The organism is Cupriavidus laharis (genome assembly GCF_914271435.1).
Classification (GTDB): Bacteria; Pseudomonadota; Gammaproteobacteria; order Burkholderiales; family Burkholderiaceae; genus Cupriavidus; species Cupriavidus laharis.
On the sequence record NZ_CAJZAI010000010.1, the window covers coordinates 115203 to 133332 of the forward strand.

Here is an 18130-nt window from a genome sequence, read left to right on the forward strand (position 1 = left end):
TCCCAAAATTCCCGAAAAGCACGGACACCGCACTCCATGGCTCAGTACGTTTTCACCATGAACCGCGTGGGCAAGATCGTTCCGCCCAAGCGTCACATCCTGAAGGACATCTCGCTGTCCTTTTTCCCCGGCGCCAAGATCGGCGTGCTGGGCCTGAACGGCTCGGGCAAGTCCACGCTGCTGAAGATCATGGCGGGGCTGGACAAGGAGATCGAGGGCGAAGCCACGCCGATGCCGAACCTGAACATCGGCTACCTGCCGCAGGAACCGCAACTCGATCCCGAGCAGACCGTGCGTGAATCGGTGGAAGAAGCGCTGGGCGGCGTGTTCGAGGCGCGCAAGAAGCTCGACGAGATCTACGCTGCCTATGCCGAGCCGGATGCGGACTTCGATGCACTTGCGGCCGACCAGGCCAAGTACGAAGCCATCCTGGCTGCCAGCGACGGCAACAATGCCGAGCTGCAACTCGAAATCGCTGCCGACGCGCTGCGCCTGCCGCCGTGGGAGGCCAAGGTCGGCCATCTGTCGGGTGGCGAGAAGCGCCGCGTGGCACTGTGCCGCCTGCTGCTGTCGCGCCCCGACATGCTGCTGCTCGACGAACCGACCAACCACCTGGATGCCGAGTCGGTGGACTGGCTGGAGCAGTTCCTGACCCGCTTCCCGGGCACCGTGGTGGCCGTGACCCACGACCGCTACTTCCTCGACAATGCTGCCGAGTGGATCCTGGAACTCGACCGCGGCCAGGGCATTCCCTGGAAGGGCAACTACAGCTCGTGGCTGGACCAGAAGGAAGCGCGCCTCAAGCAGGAAGAGGCCAGCGAATCGGCCCGCCAGAAGGCGCTGCACAAGGAACTGGAGTGGGTGCGCCAGAACCCGAAGGGCCGCCAGGCCAAGTCCAAGGCGCGTCTGGCCCGTTTCGACGAACTGAACAGCCAGGAATACCAGAAGCGCAACGAAACCCAGGAAATCTTCATCCCCGTGGGTGAGCGCCTGGGCAACGAAGTCATCGAGTTCGACAACGTCAGCAAGGGTTTTGGCGACCGCATGCTGATCGAAAACCTGAGCTTCAAGGTGCCGCCGGGCGCCATCGTCGGCATCATCGGCCCGAACGGCGCCGGTAAATCGACGTTCTTCAAGATGCTCACGGGCAAGGAACAGCCGGACAGCGGCGAGATCAAGATCGGGCCGACCGTGAAGATGGCCTTCGTCGACCAGAGCCGTGATGCGCTGGATGGCAGCAAGACCGTGTTCGAGGAGATTTCGGGCGGCGCCGACATCCTGACCGTGGGCCGGTATGAAACCCCGTCGCGCGCCTACATCGGCCGCTTCAACTTCAAGGGTGGCGACCAGCAGAAGCAGGTCGGCACGCTGTCGGGCGGTGAACGCGGCCGCCTGCACATGGCCAAGACGCTGATCGCCGGCGGCAACGTGCTGCTGCTCGATGAGCCGTCGAACGACCTGGACGTGGAAACGCTGCGTGCGCTCGAAGACGCGCTGCTGGAATTCGCCGGCTGCGTGATGGTGATCTCGCACGATCGCTGGTTCCTGGACCGTATCGCGACGCACATCCTGGCCTTCGAAGGCGATTCGCACGTGGAATTCTTCCCGGGCAACTACCAGGAATACGAGGCGGACAAGAAGCGCCGCCTGGGTGAGGAAGGCGCCAAGCCGAAGCGGATCCGCTACAAGCCGATTTCGCGCTGATTGGTGCGGCAATAGCAAAAAAGCCAGGCTCTTGTGCCTGGCTTTTTTCATTCTTGGGCGGTTCTTTTGGCACTAGCCTTACGCCCGCACCAGCCTCACCCGCGTAATCTCCGACGGCGCCCCAAACCGCTTCGGCGGCCCCCAATATCCCGTCCCCCGGCTGACATAGACCCACATCGACCCATGCCGCACCAATCCCGCGGTGTATGGCTGCTGCATCGGCACGAACAGGTTCCACGGCCAGAACTGGCCGCCATGGGTATGGCCTGACAACTGGAGGTCAAAGCCTGCCTCGACCGCTGCCGGCGCCGTGCGCGGCTGGTGGGCCAGCAGCACGCGCGCGCCCGCTTGCGGCGCGCCTGCCAGCGCGCGCATCGGGTCGCTGCGGTGGTGCTCGTGGAACCGGCCCGCCGAGTAGTCGGTCACGCCGGCCAGCACCAGCACATCGCCGCCGTGGTCGAGCGCCACATGCTCGTTCATCAGCACGCGCAGGCCGAGCCGCCGCAGTTCGGCGATCCACGGTTCGGCACCGGAGTAATACTCATGGTTGCCGGTGACGAAGTACACGCCATGACGCGCCTGCAGCCGTGCCAGCGGCGCGGTATGGGCGGACAGTTCGCGCACAGTGCCGTCGACAAGGTCGCCGGTGATGGCCACGGCGTCGGCCTCCAGGCTGTTGACCCGGTCGACGATGCGGTCCAGATAGGGGCGCTTGATGGTGGGGCCGACGTGGATGTCGCTGATCTGGGCGATCGTGAAGCCATGCAGCGCCTCGGGCAGGCCGCTGACCGGCACGTCGACCTCGACCACCCGCGCCAGCCGCCGCGCATTGACATAGCCGGCCAGCGTCACCAGCAGCGCCAGCAACGGCACTGCGGCGGCACTCCAGGCGTGCAGTCCGGCCGGCTGCCAGCCCGTCAGCCAGGCAACGGCCAGCACGATATCGCGCGCCAGCGTCGCCACCAGCAGGGTGGAGAAGAAGCCCATGGCCAGCATGCCGATCCAGGACACGGCGTCCGACCATGGCTGGCTGACGCGGCGTGCCAGCAGGCCCGCGGGCAGCAGCATGCATGACAGGGCCAGCCAGGCGCCGCTCAGCGCCTTGACCAGCAAGGGCACCGGCAGGTCCGGCAACAGGCGCCAGGCGATGTAGGCGTGCAACAGTGCCGTGATGGCACCAGCGGTCAGGATGGTGGTCCGTGGGGGCATGGGGGCGCGCAGGGAGGACAGTCCTGTAAAGGTGGGGCCGGCGCGGCGCGCGTTCAAGGGGGGCACGCTGCCGGCGTGGCCACAATGTGCCATTGCCGGCAGCTGCGGGGATTTACCGCCGATCTCCGGCGATCCAACCGACATCGGCATGTGACACCGCCGGCGCGCGTCACGCGCACTGTGGGTAGTGATCTGAGCCCTTTGCGGCTTCGTGCTGAATGTTTTTGAAACGGATTGTCCGCCCTTGCGGGCTCATCTAGATTCGCACACAAGGGCGCCAGTTGTGCAGCATCGTGCCCAGCGTTCGTCGGTCCTGCCTGTGCATGGCACGGCGGCAGGGCCATGCTGCGGTCATCCCCAGCCGGAGATTAGCCATGTCGTTTCGCCTGAAGCCCGCCAGCGCGCTGGTGGCTGCCGTCTGTATCGCGCTGGCACCGGTCGCGCCGCAGGCCGCCACGCCGCCCAAGACGGTCACCCCGCTGACCTGGCCGCGCAATTTTGACGCCGCCAGCGAGCATGTCGAGCTGTACCAGCCCGAGATCGAGAAATGGGAGGGCAACCGAATGTCCGGCCGTGCCGCGGTGGCGGTCGGCGCCAAGGACGGGACGCCGACCTATGGCGTGGTCCATTTCACCGCGGTCGCCGATATCGACAAGCCGTCGGCGCTGGTACAGCTCACCCAGATCACCATCGAAAGCGTCGAGGTGCCGACGCGCCCCGACGCTGCCGACCAGGTGCGCAGCGCGCTGGTGGCCAGGCTGCCGGCCAAGGGGCTGACCGTGCCGCTGGACGAGCTTCAGGCCAGCTACGCCGTATCGCGCCAGTTGGCCAGTACGGCGCGGGTGCCTGTGAAGAACGATGCACCGCAGATTGTCTTTGCCACCACGCCGACCCTGCTGGTGCTGGTCGATGGCGAGCCGGCCTGGCGCGCCGTGCCGGGCACCGGCTACGAACGCGCGCTCAACAGCCGCGCCATGCTGCTGCGCGAGCCCGGCGGCGAGCTGTACTTGCAGGCGGCAGGCTACTGGTACCGTTCGGAATCCGCCGGCGGCGCATGGGAAGTGATGTCGACCGTGCCGAAGGCCCTGCAGGCCGCGGCGACCAAGGCCGCGGCAGCGTCCAAGCCCGATGCGATGCTGCCTTCGGGCGGCAAGCGCCCCGCGCGCGCGCCTGACATCCTGCTGGCGACGCGGCCGACCGAGCTCGTGGTCACCAGCGGCGCGCCGCAGATGACGCCGGTAGGCGGTGGCGGGCTGTTGACCATGTCCAATGCGGACCATGCGGTGTTTGTCGATCCGGCTTCCAACAACTACTACGTGCTGGTATCCGGCCGCTGGTTCCGGGCGCCGATGCTGACGGGGCCGTGGCAGTACGTGCCGGGTGCCGAGTTGCCGGCCGATTTCGCCAAGATTGCCCCGAACGACCCCAAGGCCAACGTGTTGGTGTCGGTGCCCGGCACACCGCAGGCGAAGGAAGCCGCGATCGCCGCCACCATCCCGCAGACGGCGACCGTGTCCCGCGCCAAGGCGGCGCTGACCGTGGCCTATGACGGCGCGCCGCGCTTGGTGCCGATCACTGGCACTTCGCTCAGCTACGCGGTCAACACCGGCACGCCCGTCATCGAGGTGGACAGCAGCCATTACTACGCCGTGGCCAACGGTGTCTGGTTCACGGCGCCCACCCCAACGGGCACCTGGCGCGTGGCGACCGAGGTGCCGTCGGCCATCTACACGATCCCGCCGAGTTCACCGATCTACTACGTGACCTACGTGCGCATCTACTCGGTCACGCCGGACACGGTCGTGGTGGGCTACACACCCGGCTACATGGGTGTGGTGGTCAGCGCCGACGGCACCGTGGTGTATGGCACCGGCTATGTCTACCCGGCGTACGTGGGCGGGGTCTACTACGGCTACCCGGTCACCTACGGCTATGGCGCCGGCTTCGGCATCGGCCTGGCCGAGGGGTTTGCGTTCGGCTTTGCGGCCGGCGCCTTCTGGGGCGCGGCATCGCCGTACTGGGGGCCGTACTGGTGGGGTGGCCCCTACAACTGGAACTACGTGAACGTGAACCAGGCCAACTTCTACGGCCGCTGGGGACAGGGCACGGTCACGCATGCCCAGGGCTGGAACGCCTGGACCGGAACCGAGTGGCGCGGCACCGCGGCTTCCGGATTCAATCCGGCCACAGGCGCCCACTTTCAGGGCAGCCGTGGCGCCGCGTTCAACCCGTATTCCGGCAATTTCGCGGCGGGGCGGCAGGGGGCGTTTGCCAATCCGTCCACCGGCCGTGAAGGCGCCGGGCGCGGCGGCGTCGTCGGCAACGAATACACCGGCAACTACGCGGCCGGGCGCCAGGCCGCGGGCTACAACGCCCAGACCGGGCGCGTGGGCGCCGCCGAGGTGGGCGTCGCCGGCAATGCCCAGACCGGCCAGCACACGGCCGCCAGCCGTGGCTTTGTCGCCAACCCGGACAAGGGCAATGCGGTGGTCTGGAACAACGGCAATGTCTATGCCGGGCACGACGGGTCTGTGTACCAGCACACCGACAACGGCTGGCAAAAGCACACGCCAGGCGGCTGGGAACCCGTGCAACCCAACAACGAAGTCACCGGCCGGCTGGATCAGCAACGCCAGGCGCGTGAGATCGGGCAGCAGCGCTTCCAGGGCGCGGCGCGGCAGTGGCAGGGCGGTGGCCGTTTCGGCGGCGGGGGCTTCCACGGCGGTGGCCGGTTCCATGGCGGTTTCCGGCGCTGATACGTACGGCAGCAACGCCGGATCGGCCCAATGGCGTGACCGCCGGCGTGCGTGACGAAATGAGTAAACACGGGCACAAAAAATTTGAATTGGCGCGCCTTTGGGCGCGCCGTAACCTGCCTGAACAGGCACCGGATCGGCCGGCTTGGACCCGCCGTGTCCGGCACGAGGGCGGCCATGGTTGCTGGCACAGGAGGTCACGTGAGGACAATGCTCAACTGGCGCAGTGCAGCGGTGCTGCTTGCGGTCTTGCTGGTAGCGGGCTGCGGCAAGGAAAAGCCCGCGGCAGTTGCTCCTCCGGCGGCCGAGGTCGGGGTCATGACGGTGGCGCTGCGGGACGTGCCGCTGGTCTACGATTTTGTCGGCCAGACCGAGAGTTCGCAGCAGGTGGAGATCCGGGCGCGCGTCAACGGCTTCCTCGACAAGCGGGTCTACACCGAAGGCGCCGTGGTCAAAGCCGGCCAGACCCTGTTCCTGATGGACCGCAAGCCGTTCGAGGCCACCTTGCAGGCGGCCGAGGCGGAGCTGGCGCAGCAGCAGGCACGCCTGACCACGGCACGCGCGGACCTGAAGCGCGTGCGGCCGCTGGCCGAGCGCAACGCCCTGAGCCAGCGCGACCTGGATGATGCCGTCGGCAAGGAGCAGGCTGCCGCCGCGGCCGTCGAAGGCGCACGGGCCAACGTCATCAGCGCCAGGCTCAACCTGGGCTATACGACCATCACGTCGCCGGTGGCTGGCCTGTCAAGCTTCGCCAAGCGCCAGCCGGGCTCCTACATTGACGCAACCAACAGCCTGCTCACGTACGTGGCCAGGCTCGACCCGATGTGGGTGAACTTCAGCCTGTCCGAGAACGAGGTGCTGAGGATCCGCACGGAGCGCGAATCCGGCGCGATCAAGTACCCCGATCAGGACAAGTTCGATGTCGTCATCGTGCTGGCGGATGGCACGGAGTTCCCAAACCACGGGCGGATCGCCTTCGCCGATGCGTCGTTCAACGCGGAAACCGGCACCTACCTGGTCCGCGCCGAGGTGGCCAATCCGGAGGGCGTGCTGCGCCCCGGCCAGTTCGTTCGGGTCAAGGTGCATGGCGCCACGCGCACGAATGCGATCGCCGTGCCGCAGGACGCGATCATCCAGAGCCAGCGCGGCCAGACGGTCTGGGTGATCGGGCCTGACAACAAGGCCCAGCAGCGGGTGGTCGATGTCGGCGAGTGGACCGGCAACAACTGGGTGGTACGTTCCGGACTGAAGCCCGGGGAGCGCGTCGCAGTGAGCGGCACGCTGCGCCTGGCGCCGGGCGCACCCGTGAAGGCGGTTGAGGCCAGGCCTGGTGCCGCGCCCGCTGCGGCCAGCGGCGCCGCGGCGGCGCCTGCGGCCCCGGCATCGGGCGCAGCGGCAGCGGCAGGGGGCAAGTCATGAAACTTGCCCATTTTTTTATCGATCGGCCCATCTTTGCGTCGGTCGTTTCCATCATCATCACGGTGGGCGGCCTGGTGGCCCTGACCAAGCTGCCGATTGCCCAGTTCCCGGACATCACGCCGCCGACGATCACCGTCACCACACGGTACCCGGGCGCCAGCGCGGAAGTGGTCGCGCAAAACGTGGCCGCGCCGATCGAGCAGCAGGTCAACGGCGCGGACCGCATGATGTACATGAACTCGACGAGTTCCTCGACGGGTGACCTGACGCTGACCACGTATTTCGAGATCGGCACGGACCCGGAACTCGCGCAGGTGGATGTGCAGAACCGCGTCAACCTGGCACTGCCGACGCTGCCCAACGAGGTGACGTCGCAGGGCGTTTCGGTGCAGAAGCGCTCGTCCGCGTTCATGATGGTGATTGCCATCTACTCGCCGGACAACAGCTACAACCAGACCTTTGTCGGCAACTACGCCAACATCTATGTGCTGGATGCGATCAAGCGCATCCCGGGTGCCAACCAGTCGTCGATTTTCGGCAGCCCTGACTACGCCATGCGCATCTGGTTGCGGCCGGACCGCATGGCCTCGCTCGGGATCACGACCGAGGACGTGAAGAACGCCGTCGCCAACCAGAACCAGCAGTTTTCGGCCGGGCGCATCGGACAGTCGCCGACGGCGGGCCCGGTGCAGCAGACGTTCCCGATTGCCACCAAGGGCCGCATGACGGAGCCGGCCGAGTTCGACAACATGATCCTGCGCGCGCAATCCGGCGAGACGGCGCTGGTGCGGCTCAAGGACATTGGCCACGCCGAACTGGGTTCGAAGGACTATTCGCTGCGCAGCCGCTACAAGGGCAAGACCGCCACGCTGATGGCGGTCTACCAGCAGCCGGGCGCCAATGCGCTGGATGTGGCCAAGCAGGTGCGCGCCACGCTGGCCGAGCTGAAGAAGAGCTTCCCGCCCGGCCTGGAGTATGAAATCGCGCTGGATACGACCGAGTTCGTGCAGGAGTCGATCACCGAGGTGGTGCACACGCTGCGCGACGCCGTGATCCTCGTGATCCTGGTGGTGTACCTGTTCCTGCAGAGTTTCCGCGCCACGCTGGTGCCGATCCTGGCCGTGCCGGTGTCGATCATCGGCGCCTTCGTCGGCATGAGCGCGTTCGGCTTCTCGGTCAACATGCTGACCTTATTCGGCATGGTGTTAGCGATCGGCATCGTCGTGGACGATGCCATCGTGGTGATCGAGAACGTCGAGCGCAACATGACCGAGTTCAAGCTGCCGCCCAAGGAGGCCGCCAAGAAGGCCATGGACGAGGTGAGCGGACCGGTGGTTGCCATCGTGCTGGTGCTGCTGGCAGTGTTCATTCCGGTGGCCTTCCTGTCGGGCATTACGGGTCAGCTGTACAAGCAGTTTGCTATCACCATTGCCGTGTCGGTGGTGCTGTCCGGTGTCGTGGCGCTGACGCTGTCGCCGGCACTGGCGGCCATCCTGCTCAAGCCTGGCGAGCACAAGAAGAATCGCTTCTTCACCTGGTTCAACAACAAGTTCGACCAGCTGATCGCCGGCTACGACAAGTCACTGCAGCTCGTCATCCGGCGCACCGTGGTGTCGATTGCGCTCATCCTGGCGATGGTGGCGGTGAGCGTACTGATGTTCATCCGCATCCCGTCTTCGTTCCTGCCGGTAGAAGACCAGGGCTACCTGTTCGGTGCCGTGGTCATGCCCGATGCCGCCAGCCTGGACCGCACCGGCGGCCTGACCAAGCGCGCGGAAGCCTGGCTCACCAAGCAGCCCGGCGTCGCCTCGGTGGCGACCGTGGACGGCTACAGCCTGATCGACTCCCAGAACAAGGCCAATTCCGGCACGCTGTTCATCACACTCAAGGGGTTCCACGACCGCGGCAAGGGCGAAAGCGCGAACGACCTGATTGCCAAGGGCAAGAAGGAGTTCTCCACCTACCAGGATGGCGTGGCTATCCCGATCAACCCGCCGTCCATCCCGGGGCTGGGTACGACCGGCGGGTTCGAGTTCTGGCTGCAAAGCACGGGGGACAGCTCGTATCAGCAACTCGAGGGCAAGGTGCGCGAGTTCATTGCCAAGGCACACCAGCGGCCTGAGCTGACGGGCGTGAACTCCACCATCAACTCCCGCTCTCGCCAGTACCTGGTGGAGGTGGACCGCGAACGTTCGGAAACGCAGGGCGTGCCGGTGGAAAACGTCTATTCGGCCCTGCAGACCATGTTCGGGTCCCTATATGTGAGCCAGTTCCCGAAGAACAGCCGGCTGTTCCAGGTGATCCTGCAGGCCGAACCGGACTTCCGCTCGCGGCCGGAAGACCTCGACAAGGTCTACGTGCGCAACAGCAAGGGCGACATGGTGCCGATCAAGGCGGTGACCACGACCAAGTACGTGCCTGGCGCCGACATCGTCACGCGCTTCAACAACTTCCCCGCCGCCAAGATCGTCGGCGATGCCGCGCCGGGCTACAGCTCGGGACAGGCGATCTCGGCCATGGAGGAGATTGCGCAGGAGGTGCTCGGCGAGGGCTACGCCTACGCGTGGAGCGGTCAGGCCTACGAAGAGAAGACAGCAGGATCGACCGCCGTCTACGTGTTCGCTTTCGCGCTGCTGATGGTGTTCCTGATCCTGGCGGCCCAGTACGAGAAATGGTCGCTGCCGCTCGGCGTGCTGCTGGCGGTGCCGTTCGCGCTGTTCGGCGCCTTGCTTGGCATCCTGATGCGCGGCATGGAGAACGATGTCTACTTCCAGATCGGCCTGACTGTGCTGATCGCGCTGGCCGCGAAAAACGCGATCCTGATCTTCGAGTTCGCGGTGGAAATGCGCGAGAAGGAAGGGCTCAGCGCCTATGACGCGGCCATCCACGCGTCCAAGCTGCGGCTGCGCCCGATCATCATGACCTCGCTCGCGTTCATCCTGGGCTGCGTGCCGCTGGCTATCGCCAGTGGCGCGTCGGCAGCGAGCCGGCAATCGCTCGGGACGGGCGTGATCGGCGGCATGCTTGGCGCCACGGTCATCGCGCTGTTCTTTATCCCTATGTTCTTCTGGGGGCTGGAGCGCATGTCCGAAGGCAAGGCCAAGGGCGAAGCCAAGGCCGGCGGCGCGTCACAGCCGCCTGCCACCCCTCCGGCGGGAGAACCATCATGAGACCGCGTGCCTGGATGCTGGGTGCCTGCGCGGTAGCGGCGCTGGGCGGTTGCGCGATCGGCCCCAACTACCAGCGGCCGGAAACGCCCGATGTCGCGCAATACCGCATGGATACCGGCCAGCTCGCCATCGCGGCGGACAGCGACTGGTGGAACCAGTTCAACGACCCGGTGCTCAATGCGTTGATCGACGAGGCGCTTGCGAACAACTACGACGTGCGCATTGCCGCCGCGCGCATCGACGAATTCCGCGGCCAGCTGATGGTTGCGCGCTCGGGCTTTTTCCCGCAGGTGAACCTGAACGCGGCGGCCGCGCGCCAGCGCCTGGGCACGTTCAACGGCACGCCGTTCGCATCGTTCGACGGCCCGCGCAATTCGTACCAGCTGCTGGCCAACGCGAGCTGGGAACTGGATTTGTGGGGACGCATCCGTCGGCAGGCCGAGGCTGCGGAGGCCGGTCTGTGGAACGCCGAGTACGCGCGGCGCGGCGTGGTGCTGTCGCTCGCGGCGTCGGTCGTGCAGGGCTATGCCACGCTGCGCGGGCTCGATGCCCAGCTTGAAGTCGCCAAGCAGACACTGGAATCTCGCGCAAGCGGGCTCGATATCTTCAAGCAGCGTTACGAAGGCGGTGTCATTTCCGAGATGGAGCTGGCCCAGGCCCAGAACGATTTCTATGTCGCCGAGGCTTCCATTCCGCAGATCCGCACCAGCATTGCGCAGACCGAGAATGCGCTGTCGGTGCTGCTCGGACGGCAACCCGGGCCGGTCGAGCGGGGCAAGGGCATCTATGAGCTGCAGGCGCCGCCGGTGGGCGCCGACCTGCCCGCGGTGCTGCTGTCGCGCCGGCCCGACGTGCTGCAGGCCGAGCAGGCCGCAGTGGCGGCCAACGCGCAGCTGGGCGCGGCACAGGCGCTCTACCTGCCGTCCGTCAACCTGAGCGGCTTGTTCGGCGCAGTCGCCTCGTCACCGGCGGGGTTGTGGGACAGCGCATCGCGGGTGTGGGGGTTCGGTGCGGGCCTGACCCAGCCGATCTTCCAGGGCGGCGCGATCCGTGGCCAGGTGCAGACGGCGTCAGCGCAGCGCACCGAGGCCATGCTGGCCTACCAGGGCACCGTGCTGGCAGCGCTGGCCGACGTGAACAGCGCCCTGGCCAACGGTGTCGAGACGCGTAATCGGCTGGGCAGCCTGCGCCAGCAGGAAAAGAGCCTGACCGTCTATGCCGACCAGGCCTATGCGCGATATGAGGGCGGCTATTCGAGCTACCTGGAGGTCACCAACGCGCGCGAGAAGCTGTTCGACGCGCAACTCGCGGCCATCCAGGGGCAGGTCGACGTGCTGAACGGCACCGCGGCGCTGTACAAGTCGCTGGGCGGCGGCTGGCCGGCGGTGCCCGATGCGGTCAGAGGCGCTGGCATGCAGGGCGACGCGCCCGTCCTAGCGCGCTGACCATTCCCCCTGGCGCACGCCCAGCGCCGTGACCAGGCCGTAGGCGGAAATCCCCAGCGCCACGCCCAGGAAATGCCCGTCCAGCCCCATGCCGGCGACATTGGCAAGCAGCCAGCCGCCGCCGGCAGCCAGGCCGATCCGGCACAGGCCAGCCGCGATCGGCCAGCGCATGCGGCCTGCGCCCATCGACGCAAAGTACAGCGCCATGCCCAGCCCGAAGCCGCCAAAGGCCGGGCCGACCCAGGACAGCGCACGCGCGGCAATGGCCACGACCTGCGGATCCTGCGTGAACAGCGCGGCGAACCGGTGCGGCATCATGCCGACCGCCGCGCCGGCCAGTCCGGCGATGAGCAGGGCCAGCAGCGCGCCGACCCACGCCGTGCGGCGCGCCGTGTGCCAGTCGCCTGCACCGACCGCGCGGCCGACCAGCGCGGTCAGCGCGGAGCCGACGCCGAACGCGAGCGGGATCATCAGGAATTCCAGCCGCGCCGAAATGCCGTAGGCGGCTACGGCCGCCGTGCCATGGTGGCGCAGCTGCGCGGTGACGAGGATGGTGGTCAGGTTGGCCACGGAGGCCAATGCGCAAGCCACCAGTCCGACCGACAGGATGCGCGCGAACAATGCCCGGGACGGGCGCATGCGCAGCACCGGCACGAAGCCCGCGCCGCCGCGCGCCACCACCACGGCCATCGCCAGCGCCGCGGCCCACGACACCGCCGCCAGCGCCGCGCCGATGCCGGCCAGGCCCATCCCCATCGGCTCGGCCAGCAGCCACGACAGCAGCGGGAAGGCCACCCACATCAGCGCCAGCACGCGCGCGGCCAGCGCGTGGCGTCCGCCGCCGCGCAGTACCGAAGCGAGCGTGTTGGCGAGCCAGGCCGGCACCGCGCCCGCGCCGAACAGCCAGATGGCGTATGTGGCCGCCGCCTCGGCTGCCGTGACCCCGGCTACCGCGCCCAGCACGCCGCGCGGGAAGCCCGCCAGCACGATGGCGAACACGAGGCCGGCCGTCACCGCGATGATCAGCGCGTGCAGCACCAGCGACGAGGCATCCTCGCGCTTGTTGGCGCCCAGCGCGCGTGCGATGGCCGATACCACGCCGCCGCCCATCGCGCCGGTGGACATCTGCTGCAGCAGCAGCGCAAACGGCAGCACCACGGCCCAGCCGGCCAGCGCGGCCGTGCCCTGGCGCGCCGCGAGCCAGGTTTCGACGAGTTGTGCGGCGGCCTGCAGCAGCGCGATCAGCGCGGTGGGCCCGGCCAGGCTGCCGATGCGCCGCACCAGTTCGGTAGCGGGCACTGTCGGGACAGCCGGGGCAGGGCCCGCGGCCGTGGCCGCAGTGTTGGCCACGGTCATGGCGGGCGTCTCAGGCATGATCGTCCCCCGGCCCGGCAGCGGTTTCGCCGAAGCGCCGCCGCAGGAAGCGGCCCGCGCCGGGGCCGGGCAGTACGCGCACGTCGTCCAGCGTGATCGCGCTGCCGTCGGCACGCGCGAGCGGGGGCGCAGAGATTTCCGTGCCGCTGCGCTTGTCTTGCAGCACTGTCAACGGACCCTTTTCATCGGTCATCCAGCGGTCCGCCCAAGCCTTGAGCGCGACATAGGCCGGGAAGAAGTCCCGCCCTTTTTCCGTGAGCTGGTAGACGTGGCGCCCTCCGCCTTCCGGTGTGATGCGGGCCAGCAGCCCATGCGTCACCAGCGTCTTCAGCCGCGCGCTCAGGATGTTGGGCGCGATGCCAAGGTTCTTCTCGAATTCGTCGAAGCGCGTGCTGCCATAGAACGCTTCGCGCATGACGAGGATGGCCCAGCGCTCGCCCAGCACTGCCATCGAGCGGGCCACCGGGCAGGGCATGGTGGTGAAATCAGTGGGGGGCATATGTCTCCGTGCTTGCCGCCGGTTTTGCTTTCGATTTGCAAGTTTTTGGAATCATAGCTTGCGAATTGAAAGTTTGCACGGGTGACTGTCGGTGTGGCGTATGAATCTCAGTTTGTCCGATTGATTGTTCCGTCGCGGCCCCGCTAGGCTTCAGGGCATCGGCATCGCGTCTCCACTTTCCGGACGTGACTGCGCCGGTCGGGCGGGAACCTAGCCGTCTGCCTCCTCCACCCGGATCGGTCCCCCAGGACGATCCGGGTTTTTTCCGGTTTGCGCCCTGGTCAGCCGCGCGGCAGCGCCGGCCTCCTTATCCGTTGAACACCGGCAGGTTGCCGATTTCTTCCTTCAGGAACGCAATCAGCGCCCGCGTCGCCATGGTCGGGTGGCGGTTCGGCGTGGTGATGACGTAGAGGCTGCTGCCCAACCCTTCGGGTTTCCAGTCGCTCAGCACGGGCACGAGACGGCCCTCCCGCATTTCCTCCCAGCCCATGTAGCGTGGCAGCAGGCTGATGCCGTGGCCCTCCAGCACCGCCTGCAGCAAGAAACGGAAGTGCTCGGATTGCAGATGCGGCGCCAATTCCACTTCCTCGCGCTGGCCGTCGCGATTGAGGGCCAGCACGAAGCGCGATCCATAGGGCGGGCAAAGGAAGTGGCAGCGCGCCAGGTCGGCCGGCATGCGCGGCGGCGCCACGCGTTCCAGGTACGCGGGCGAGGCGCAGAGCTGCCAGTCGATCGGGCAGATCTCGCGCGCAACATGGTCCAGCGGCGGCGCGGAGGTCACGCGCAGCGCCACGTCGATTTCGGACGCGATCAGGTCGACCACGCGGTTCGCGAAGAACACGCGCAGCGTGATCCCGGGGTACCGCTGCGCGAACTGCAGCAGCAGCGGTGCGACGAACGCATCGCCCAGGCCCGTGGGCATGCTCACGCGCACGTGGCCGTGCAGCGTCTTGCCCAGGCTGTCGATCTCGGCCTGCGCCGATGCCACCTCCTGCAGGATGCGCAGGCCGTGCTGGTAGAGCGCCTGGCCCGGCTCGGTCATCTCCAGCCGGCGCGTGGTCCGGCGCAGGAGCTGGGCGCCGGCCTGCTGTTCGAGCTCTCGCAACTGGCGGCTTACCTGCGAGCGCGTGACACCGCGCCGCCGGCCGGCTTCGGCGAGGTTGCCGGCATCGACGATGTCGACAAAGGCTTCGATCAGGTTCAGGTCCATCCGGGATTGCCTGCAGGATTGTCACGTCTGGCGCAACATTGTGATTCCGGTGGAGTGAATTGTCGATGCCAGGGTACGCGGCTACAGTGGAACGCTGCCAAATCAGGACAAGCACAGGAGACTACCGATGGCCACAGACCTCTGGTTCGAAGACATGCACCGCGGCGGCGCCGAATTGCTCGACCGTGGCGCCCGCCTCGCCGGCGGCCTGCGCGTTATGGGCCTGCAGGAAGGCGACGTGATGGCGGTCTTGCTGCGCAATGACCCGGTCTACGTCGACGTCGTCCACGCGTGCCGCATTGCCGGCATCTATTACTGCCCGATCAACTGGCACTTCACCGCCGAGGAAGTGCGCTTCCTGCTGGCCGACAGCGGCGCGAAGGCGCTGATCGTGCATGCCGGCCTGCTGGCAGCGGTGCGCGACGCCGTGCCGGCCGGCGTCACCGTGCTGGAGGTAGCCGATGGAACGCAAGCGTCGGGTAGCGCCGACTACGAAGGCTGGCTGGCGCAGCAGGCGCCGTACGACGGCCCCTGCGTGGCACCGCGCGGCCACATGGCCTACACATCCGGCACTACCGGCCGTCCCAAGGGCGTGCTGCGCGACGCAGTGCCGCTGGACCAGCTCGAGGACCAGATCGCGCGCTCGCGTTCGGTGGTGCGGCAGGTGTACGGCATCGTCCCTGGCTGCCGTGCGTTGATGTCAGCGCCGCTGTACCACAGCGCGCCCGGTTCGTTCATCCAGAACGCGCTGCAGATGGCGGAGCGCCTCGTGCTCACGCCGCGCTTCGATGCCGAGCAGGTGCTGGCGCTGGTGGAGAAGCACCGCATCGACGTGCTCTACCTCGTGCCGATCATGTATGTGCGCCTGCTCAAGCTGGCACCCGAGGTACGCGCGCGCTACGACCTGTCGTCGATCCGCTTCGTTGCCTCGACCGGCTCGCCGTGCGCGCCGGACGTCAAGCGCGCGATGCTGGAATGGCTGGGCCCGGTCATCCATGAAACGTATGCGTCCAGCGAGGCCGGCATGATCACCGTGGCCACGCCCGCCGACGCCGCGGCCCGCCCGGGCACCGCAGGCAAGCCGGTGGACGACGCGCAGCTTCGCATCCTCGACGAAGACGGCAACCCATGCGCGCCGGGCGAGGTCGGCCTGGTCTATGTACGCCAGCCGGCCTACCCAGACTTCACTTACCGCAACAACGACGCCGCGCGCCGTGCCATCGACCGTGATGGCCTGGTGACGCTCGGCGACATGGGCTATGTCGATGCCGACGGCTACCTGTTCATCTGCGACCGCGCGTCCGACATGGTGATCTCGGGCGGCGTGAACATCTACCCGGCCGAGATCGAGCACGAACTGGTGCGCTACCCGGGTGTGGCCGACTGCGTGGTGTTCGGCGTGCCCGACGACGAGTACGGCGAGCGGCTGCTGGCCATGGTGCAGCCGATGCCCGACGCGGCGATCCACGAGGAAGACGTGATCGACTGGCTGCGCCAGCGCCTGTCCGGCTTCAAGGTGCCGCGCAGCATCGTGATCGAGCCGCAGTTGCCACGCGATGAAACCGGCAAGCTGGCCAAGCGCCGGCTGCGTGACCGCTATTGGGAGGGGCGGCAGCGGCGCGTCTGAGGCAGGCGCGCAGCACTGTCGGACGATCCACGTAGCGCTCATCCATGCACGGAAGGCATGGGGCAGATATGGCCGATAACCGGCGCGCAGCGGCGGCGCGCGGCTTGACCGGCGTATAGTGCGGGGACGTACAGGCACATGCGCCCGATAGCCCGGCGCAAAATGCCTTCGCTATGCCTCGCTTGTCATGATTGATCGCGCCCCCTCCGACCCAGCCGAACCGTCCTCCGGCGCTGACCGCGCCGAACCTCCCCACACAGATTCTCCGGACACCGGGCCGGATCGCGCAGCCGAGCGCGAGGAAGCGCGCCTGGCCGAAGCCATCAGCCGTCACGCCCGCCTCGCCGCTTGGCGCAAGTCGCGCCAGGCGGGGCGCATCTCGCGCACCACGCTGCGCTATGCCGTCTTCATGTGCGGCGCCGGCTGCGTGGCGCTGTTCTCGCTCGTGTTCGCGTGGATCGCCGAACTGGCGCTGCGCTGGAACCATCACCTGACGCAGGCCACGCCGTGGATCGCGTTCGTGATGCTGCCGTTCGGGCTGGCCGCGCTGCGCTGGCTGACCATCCGGCTCGCGCCGCAGGCGCGCGGCAGCGGCATACCGCAGGTGATCGCCGCCGTCACGCTGCCGCCTTCGGGCCAGGCGCAGACGATGCTGGTGTCGTTCCGCCAGTCGATGTGGAAGGTGGTGCTGACCGCCGCCGGCCTGCTTGCCGGGGCTTCGGTCGGGCGCGAGGGGCCGTCGGTGCAAGTCGGCGCCGCAGCCATGCTGGCCTGGGGCCACTGGTGCCACGAGAAGCTGCGCTTTCGCATCGGCTTCCATCCGAACGCGCTGATCGCGGCCGGTGCCGCGGGCGGTCTCGCGGCGGCCTTCAACACACCGCTGGCCGGCGTGGTGTTCGCCATCGAGGAACTCGGCCGCGGCACGGCCGTGCGATGGGACCGGCTGGTGCTGTCGGGCGTGCTGACCGCGGGTTTCCTGTCGCTGGCGCTGCTTGGCAATAACCCTTATTTTGCCGTCAAGGTACCCATGCTGGTGCTGCATGATGCATGGGGGCCCGTATTGCTGTGCGCGGTGGTGAACGGCGTGCTCGGCGGCTTGTTCGCAAAGGCGCTGATCGGCGGCGTGCCAGGTCTGTTGCCGCCGCGCTGGCGCCACTGGCCGGCCACGCACCCGGTGCAGGTGGCCTTTGCGTGCGGCCTCGTGGTGGCCGCGCTCGGCTGGGCGACCAGCGGGGCGACGTTCGGCACGGGCTACGAACAGGCCTCGGCGCTGATCAACGGCGAACCGCACTCGACGCTTTGGTTCGGCCTGGCCAAGCTGGTGGCCACGGTGGTGTCGTACTTTGCTGGCATCCCGGGCGGCATCTTCACGCCGGCACTGGCCATCGGCGCCGGCATCGGCGAGAACGTGGCGCAATTTATCCCGGGCATGCACGAGCCGCGCGTGCTGGCGCTGGTCGCGATGGCCGCGTTCCTGGCGGCGGCCACGCAGGCGCCCATCACCGCCAGCGTGATCGTCATGGAGATGACGCGCACGCAAGACCTGACGATTTACCTGCTGGCGGCGTCGCTGCTGGCCTCGTTCATCTCGCGGCAGTTCTCGCCTCATCCGTTCTACCATCACGTGGGCCATGTCTTCCGGCGCGAGGCGCAGGCCCTGGTACGCAAGGCACCGGCAGGCTGACTTCCACTGGTTATGTGCGCTGCACTTGCTGGC

General features: G+C 67.6%; 11 protein-coding genes. 7 read left to right on the forward strand and 4 right to left on the reverse strand.

From position 1 onward, the window contains the following. The first annotated feature begins 36 nt into the window (after nucleotides 1-36). The gene (ettA, locus tag LDO29_RS19780) at nucleotides 37-1704 is read left to right on the forward strand and encodes an energy-dependent translational throttle protein EttA (RefSeq protein ID WP_224081466.1); all 1668 of its coding nucleotides are present in this window, start codon (nucleotides 37-39) and stop codon (nucleotides 1702-1704) included. A gap of 78 nt (nucleotides 1705-1782) precedes the next feature. Here the strand turns inward: ettA and LDO29_RS19785 are convergent, their stop codons facing one another. Further along, entirely contained in the window at nucleotides 1783-2913 is a 1131-nt protein-coding gene (locus LDO29_RS19785) for a metallophosphoesterase (protein ID WP_224081467.1), read from the reverse strand. Between the two features lie 374 nt (nucleotides 2914-3287). Between LDO29_RS19785 and LDO29_RS19790 the strand changes: the two genes are divergently transcribed. From LDO29_RS19790 to LDO29_RS19805, 4 genes are all read left to right on the forward strand, one after another. Next, nucleotides 3288-5669 (forward strand): carbohydrate-binding family V/XII, encoded by a 2382-nt coding sequence (locus LDO29_RS19790; RefSeq protein WP_224081468.1) that lies wholly within the window; start codon nucleotides 3288-3290, stop codon nucleotides 5667-5669. Between the two features lie 210 nt (nucleotides 5670-5879). Further along, nucleotides 5880-7088, forward strand: a complete 1209-nt coding sequence (locus LDO29_RS19795; protein WP_224081523.1) for an efflux RND transporter periplasmic adaptor subunit — start codon at nucleotides 5880-5882, stop codon at nucleotides 7086-7088. Next, nucleotides 7085-10258 (forward strand): efflux RND transporter permease subunit, encoded by a 3174-nt coding sequence (locus tag LDO29_RS19800; RefSeq protein ID WP_224081469.1) that lies wholly within the window; start codon nucleotides 7085-7087, stop codon nucleotides 10256-10258. Before LDO29_RS19795 ends, LDO29_RS19800 begins: the two co-directional genes overlap by 4 nt. Continuing rightward, nucleotides 10255-11703 (forward strand): efflux transporter outer membrane subunit, encoded by a 1449-nt coding sequence (locus LDO29_RS19805; RefSeq protein ID WP_224081470.1) that lies wholly within the window; start codon nucleotides 10255-10257, stop codon nucleotides 11701-11703. The genes LDO29_RS19800 and LDO29_RS19805 overlap by 4 nt, the downstream gene beginning before the upstream one ends. Here the strand turns inward: LDO29_RS19805 and LDO29_RS19810 are convergent. The 3 genes from LDO29_RS19810 to LDO29_RS19820 all read right to left on the reverse strand — a co-directional run bounded on the left by LDO29_RS19810 (nucleotide 11692) and on the right by LDO29_RS19820 (nucleotide 14786). Next, the gene (locus LDO29_RS19810; RefSeq protein WP_318035517.1) at nucleotides 11692-13059 is read right to left on the reverse strand and encodes an MATE family efflux transporter; all 1368 of its coding nucleotides are present in this window, start codon (nucleotides 13057-13059) and stop codon (nucleotides 11692-11694) included. The two genes, LDO29_RS19805 and LDO29_RS19810, sit on opposite strands and share 12 nt — an antisense overlap. Before the next feature lie 10 nt (nucleotides 13060-13069). Beyond that, nucleotides 13070-13576, reverse strand: coding sequence for a winged helix-turn-helix transcriptional regulator (locus tag LDO29_RS19815; protein ID WP_224081472.1), 507 nt, complete (start codon nucleotides 13574-13576; stop codon nucleotides 13070-13072). Between the two features lie 307 nt (nucleotides 13577-13883). After that, entirely contained in the window at nucleotides 13884-14786 is a 903-nt protein-coding gene (locus LDO29_RS19820) for a LysR family transcriptional regulator (protein WP_224081473.1), read from the reverse strand. A gap of 127 nt (nucleotides 14787-14913) precedes the next feature. On the opposite strand from LDO29_RS19820, the gene LDO29_RS19825 reads away from it, so the two are divergent. Further along, a complete protein-coding gene (locus LDO29_RS19825) occupies nucleotides 14914-16413 on the forward strand; it encodes an acyl-CoA synthetase (protein WP_224081474.1) in 1500 nt (499 codons plus the stop codon). Between the two features lie 187 nt (nucleotides 16414-16600). Continuing rightward, on the forward strand, nucleotides 16601-18097 hold the full coding sequence (locus LDO29_RS19830) for a chloride channel protein (protein WP_224081475.1): 1497 nt from the start codon (nucleotides 16601-16603) through the stop codon (nucleotides 18095-18097). The last annotated feature ends 33 nt before the right edge of the window (nucleotides 18098-18130 follow it).

What these genes read in the sequence shown, in the direction of transcription:
- ettA (WP_224081466.1), top strand. Translation starts at nt 37, where the DNA reads ATGGCTCAGTACGTTTTCACCATGAACCGCGTGGGCAAGATCGTTCCG.
- LDO29_RS19785 (WP_224081467.1), bottom strand. Translation starts at nt 2,913, where the DNA reads ATGCCCCCACGGACCACCATCCTGACCGCTGGTGCCATCACGGCACTG.
- LDO29_RS19790 (WP_224081468.1), top strand. Translation starts at nt 3,288, where the DNA reads ATGTCGTTTCGCCTGAAGCCCGCCAGCGCGCTGGTGGCTGCCGTCTGT.
- LDO29_RS19795 (WP_224081523.1), top strand. Translation starts at nt 5,880, where the DNA reads ATGCTCAACTGGCGCAGTGCAGCGGTGCTGCTTGCGGTCTTGCTGGTA.
- LDO29_RS19800 (WP_224081469.1), top strand. Translation starts at nt 7,085, where the DNA reads ATGAAACTTGCCCATTTTTTTATCGATCGGCCCATCTTTGCGTCGGTC.
- LDO29_RS19805 (WP_224081470.1), top strand. Translation starts at nt 10,255, where the DNA reads ATGAGACCGCGTGCCTGGATGCTGGGTGCCTGCGCGGTAGCGGCGCTG.
- LDO29_RS19810 (WP_318035517.1), bottom strand. Translation starts at nt 13,059, where the DNA reads ATGACCGTGGCCAACACTGCGGCCACGGCCGCGGGCCCTGCCCCGGCT.
- LDO29_RS19815 (WP_224081472.1), bottom strand. Translation starts at nt 13,576, where the DNA reads ATGCCCCCCACTGATTTCACCACCATGCCCTGCCCGGTGGCCCGCTCG.
- LDO29_RS19820 (WP_224081473.1), bottom strand. Translation starts at nt 14,786, where the DNA reads ATGGACCTGAACCTGATCGAAGCCTTTGTCGACATCGTCGATGCCGGC.
- LDO29_RS19825 (WP_224081474.1), top strand. Translation starts at nt 14,914, where the DNA reads ATGGCCACAGACCTCTGGTTCGAAGACATGCACCGCGGCGGCGCCGAA.
- LDO29_RS19830 (WP_224081475.1), top strand. Translation starts at nt 16,601, where the DNA reads ATGATTGATCGCGCCCCCTCCGACCCAGCCGAACCGTCCTCCGGCGCT.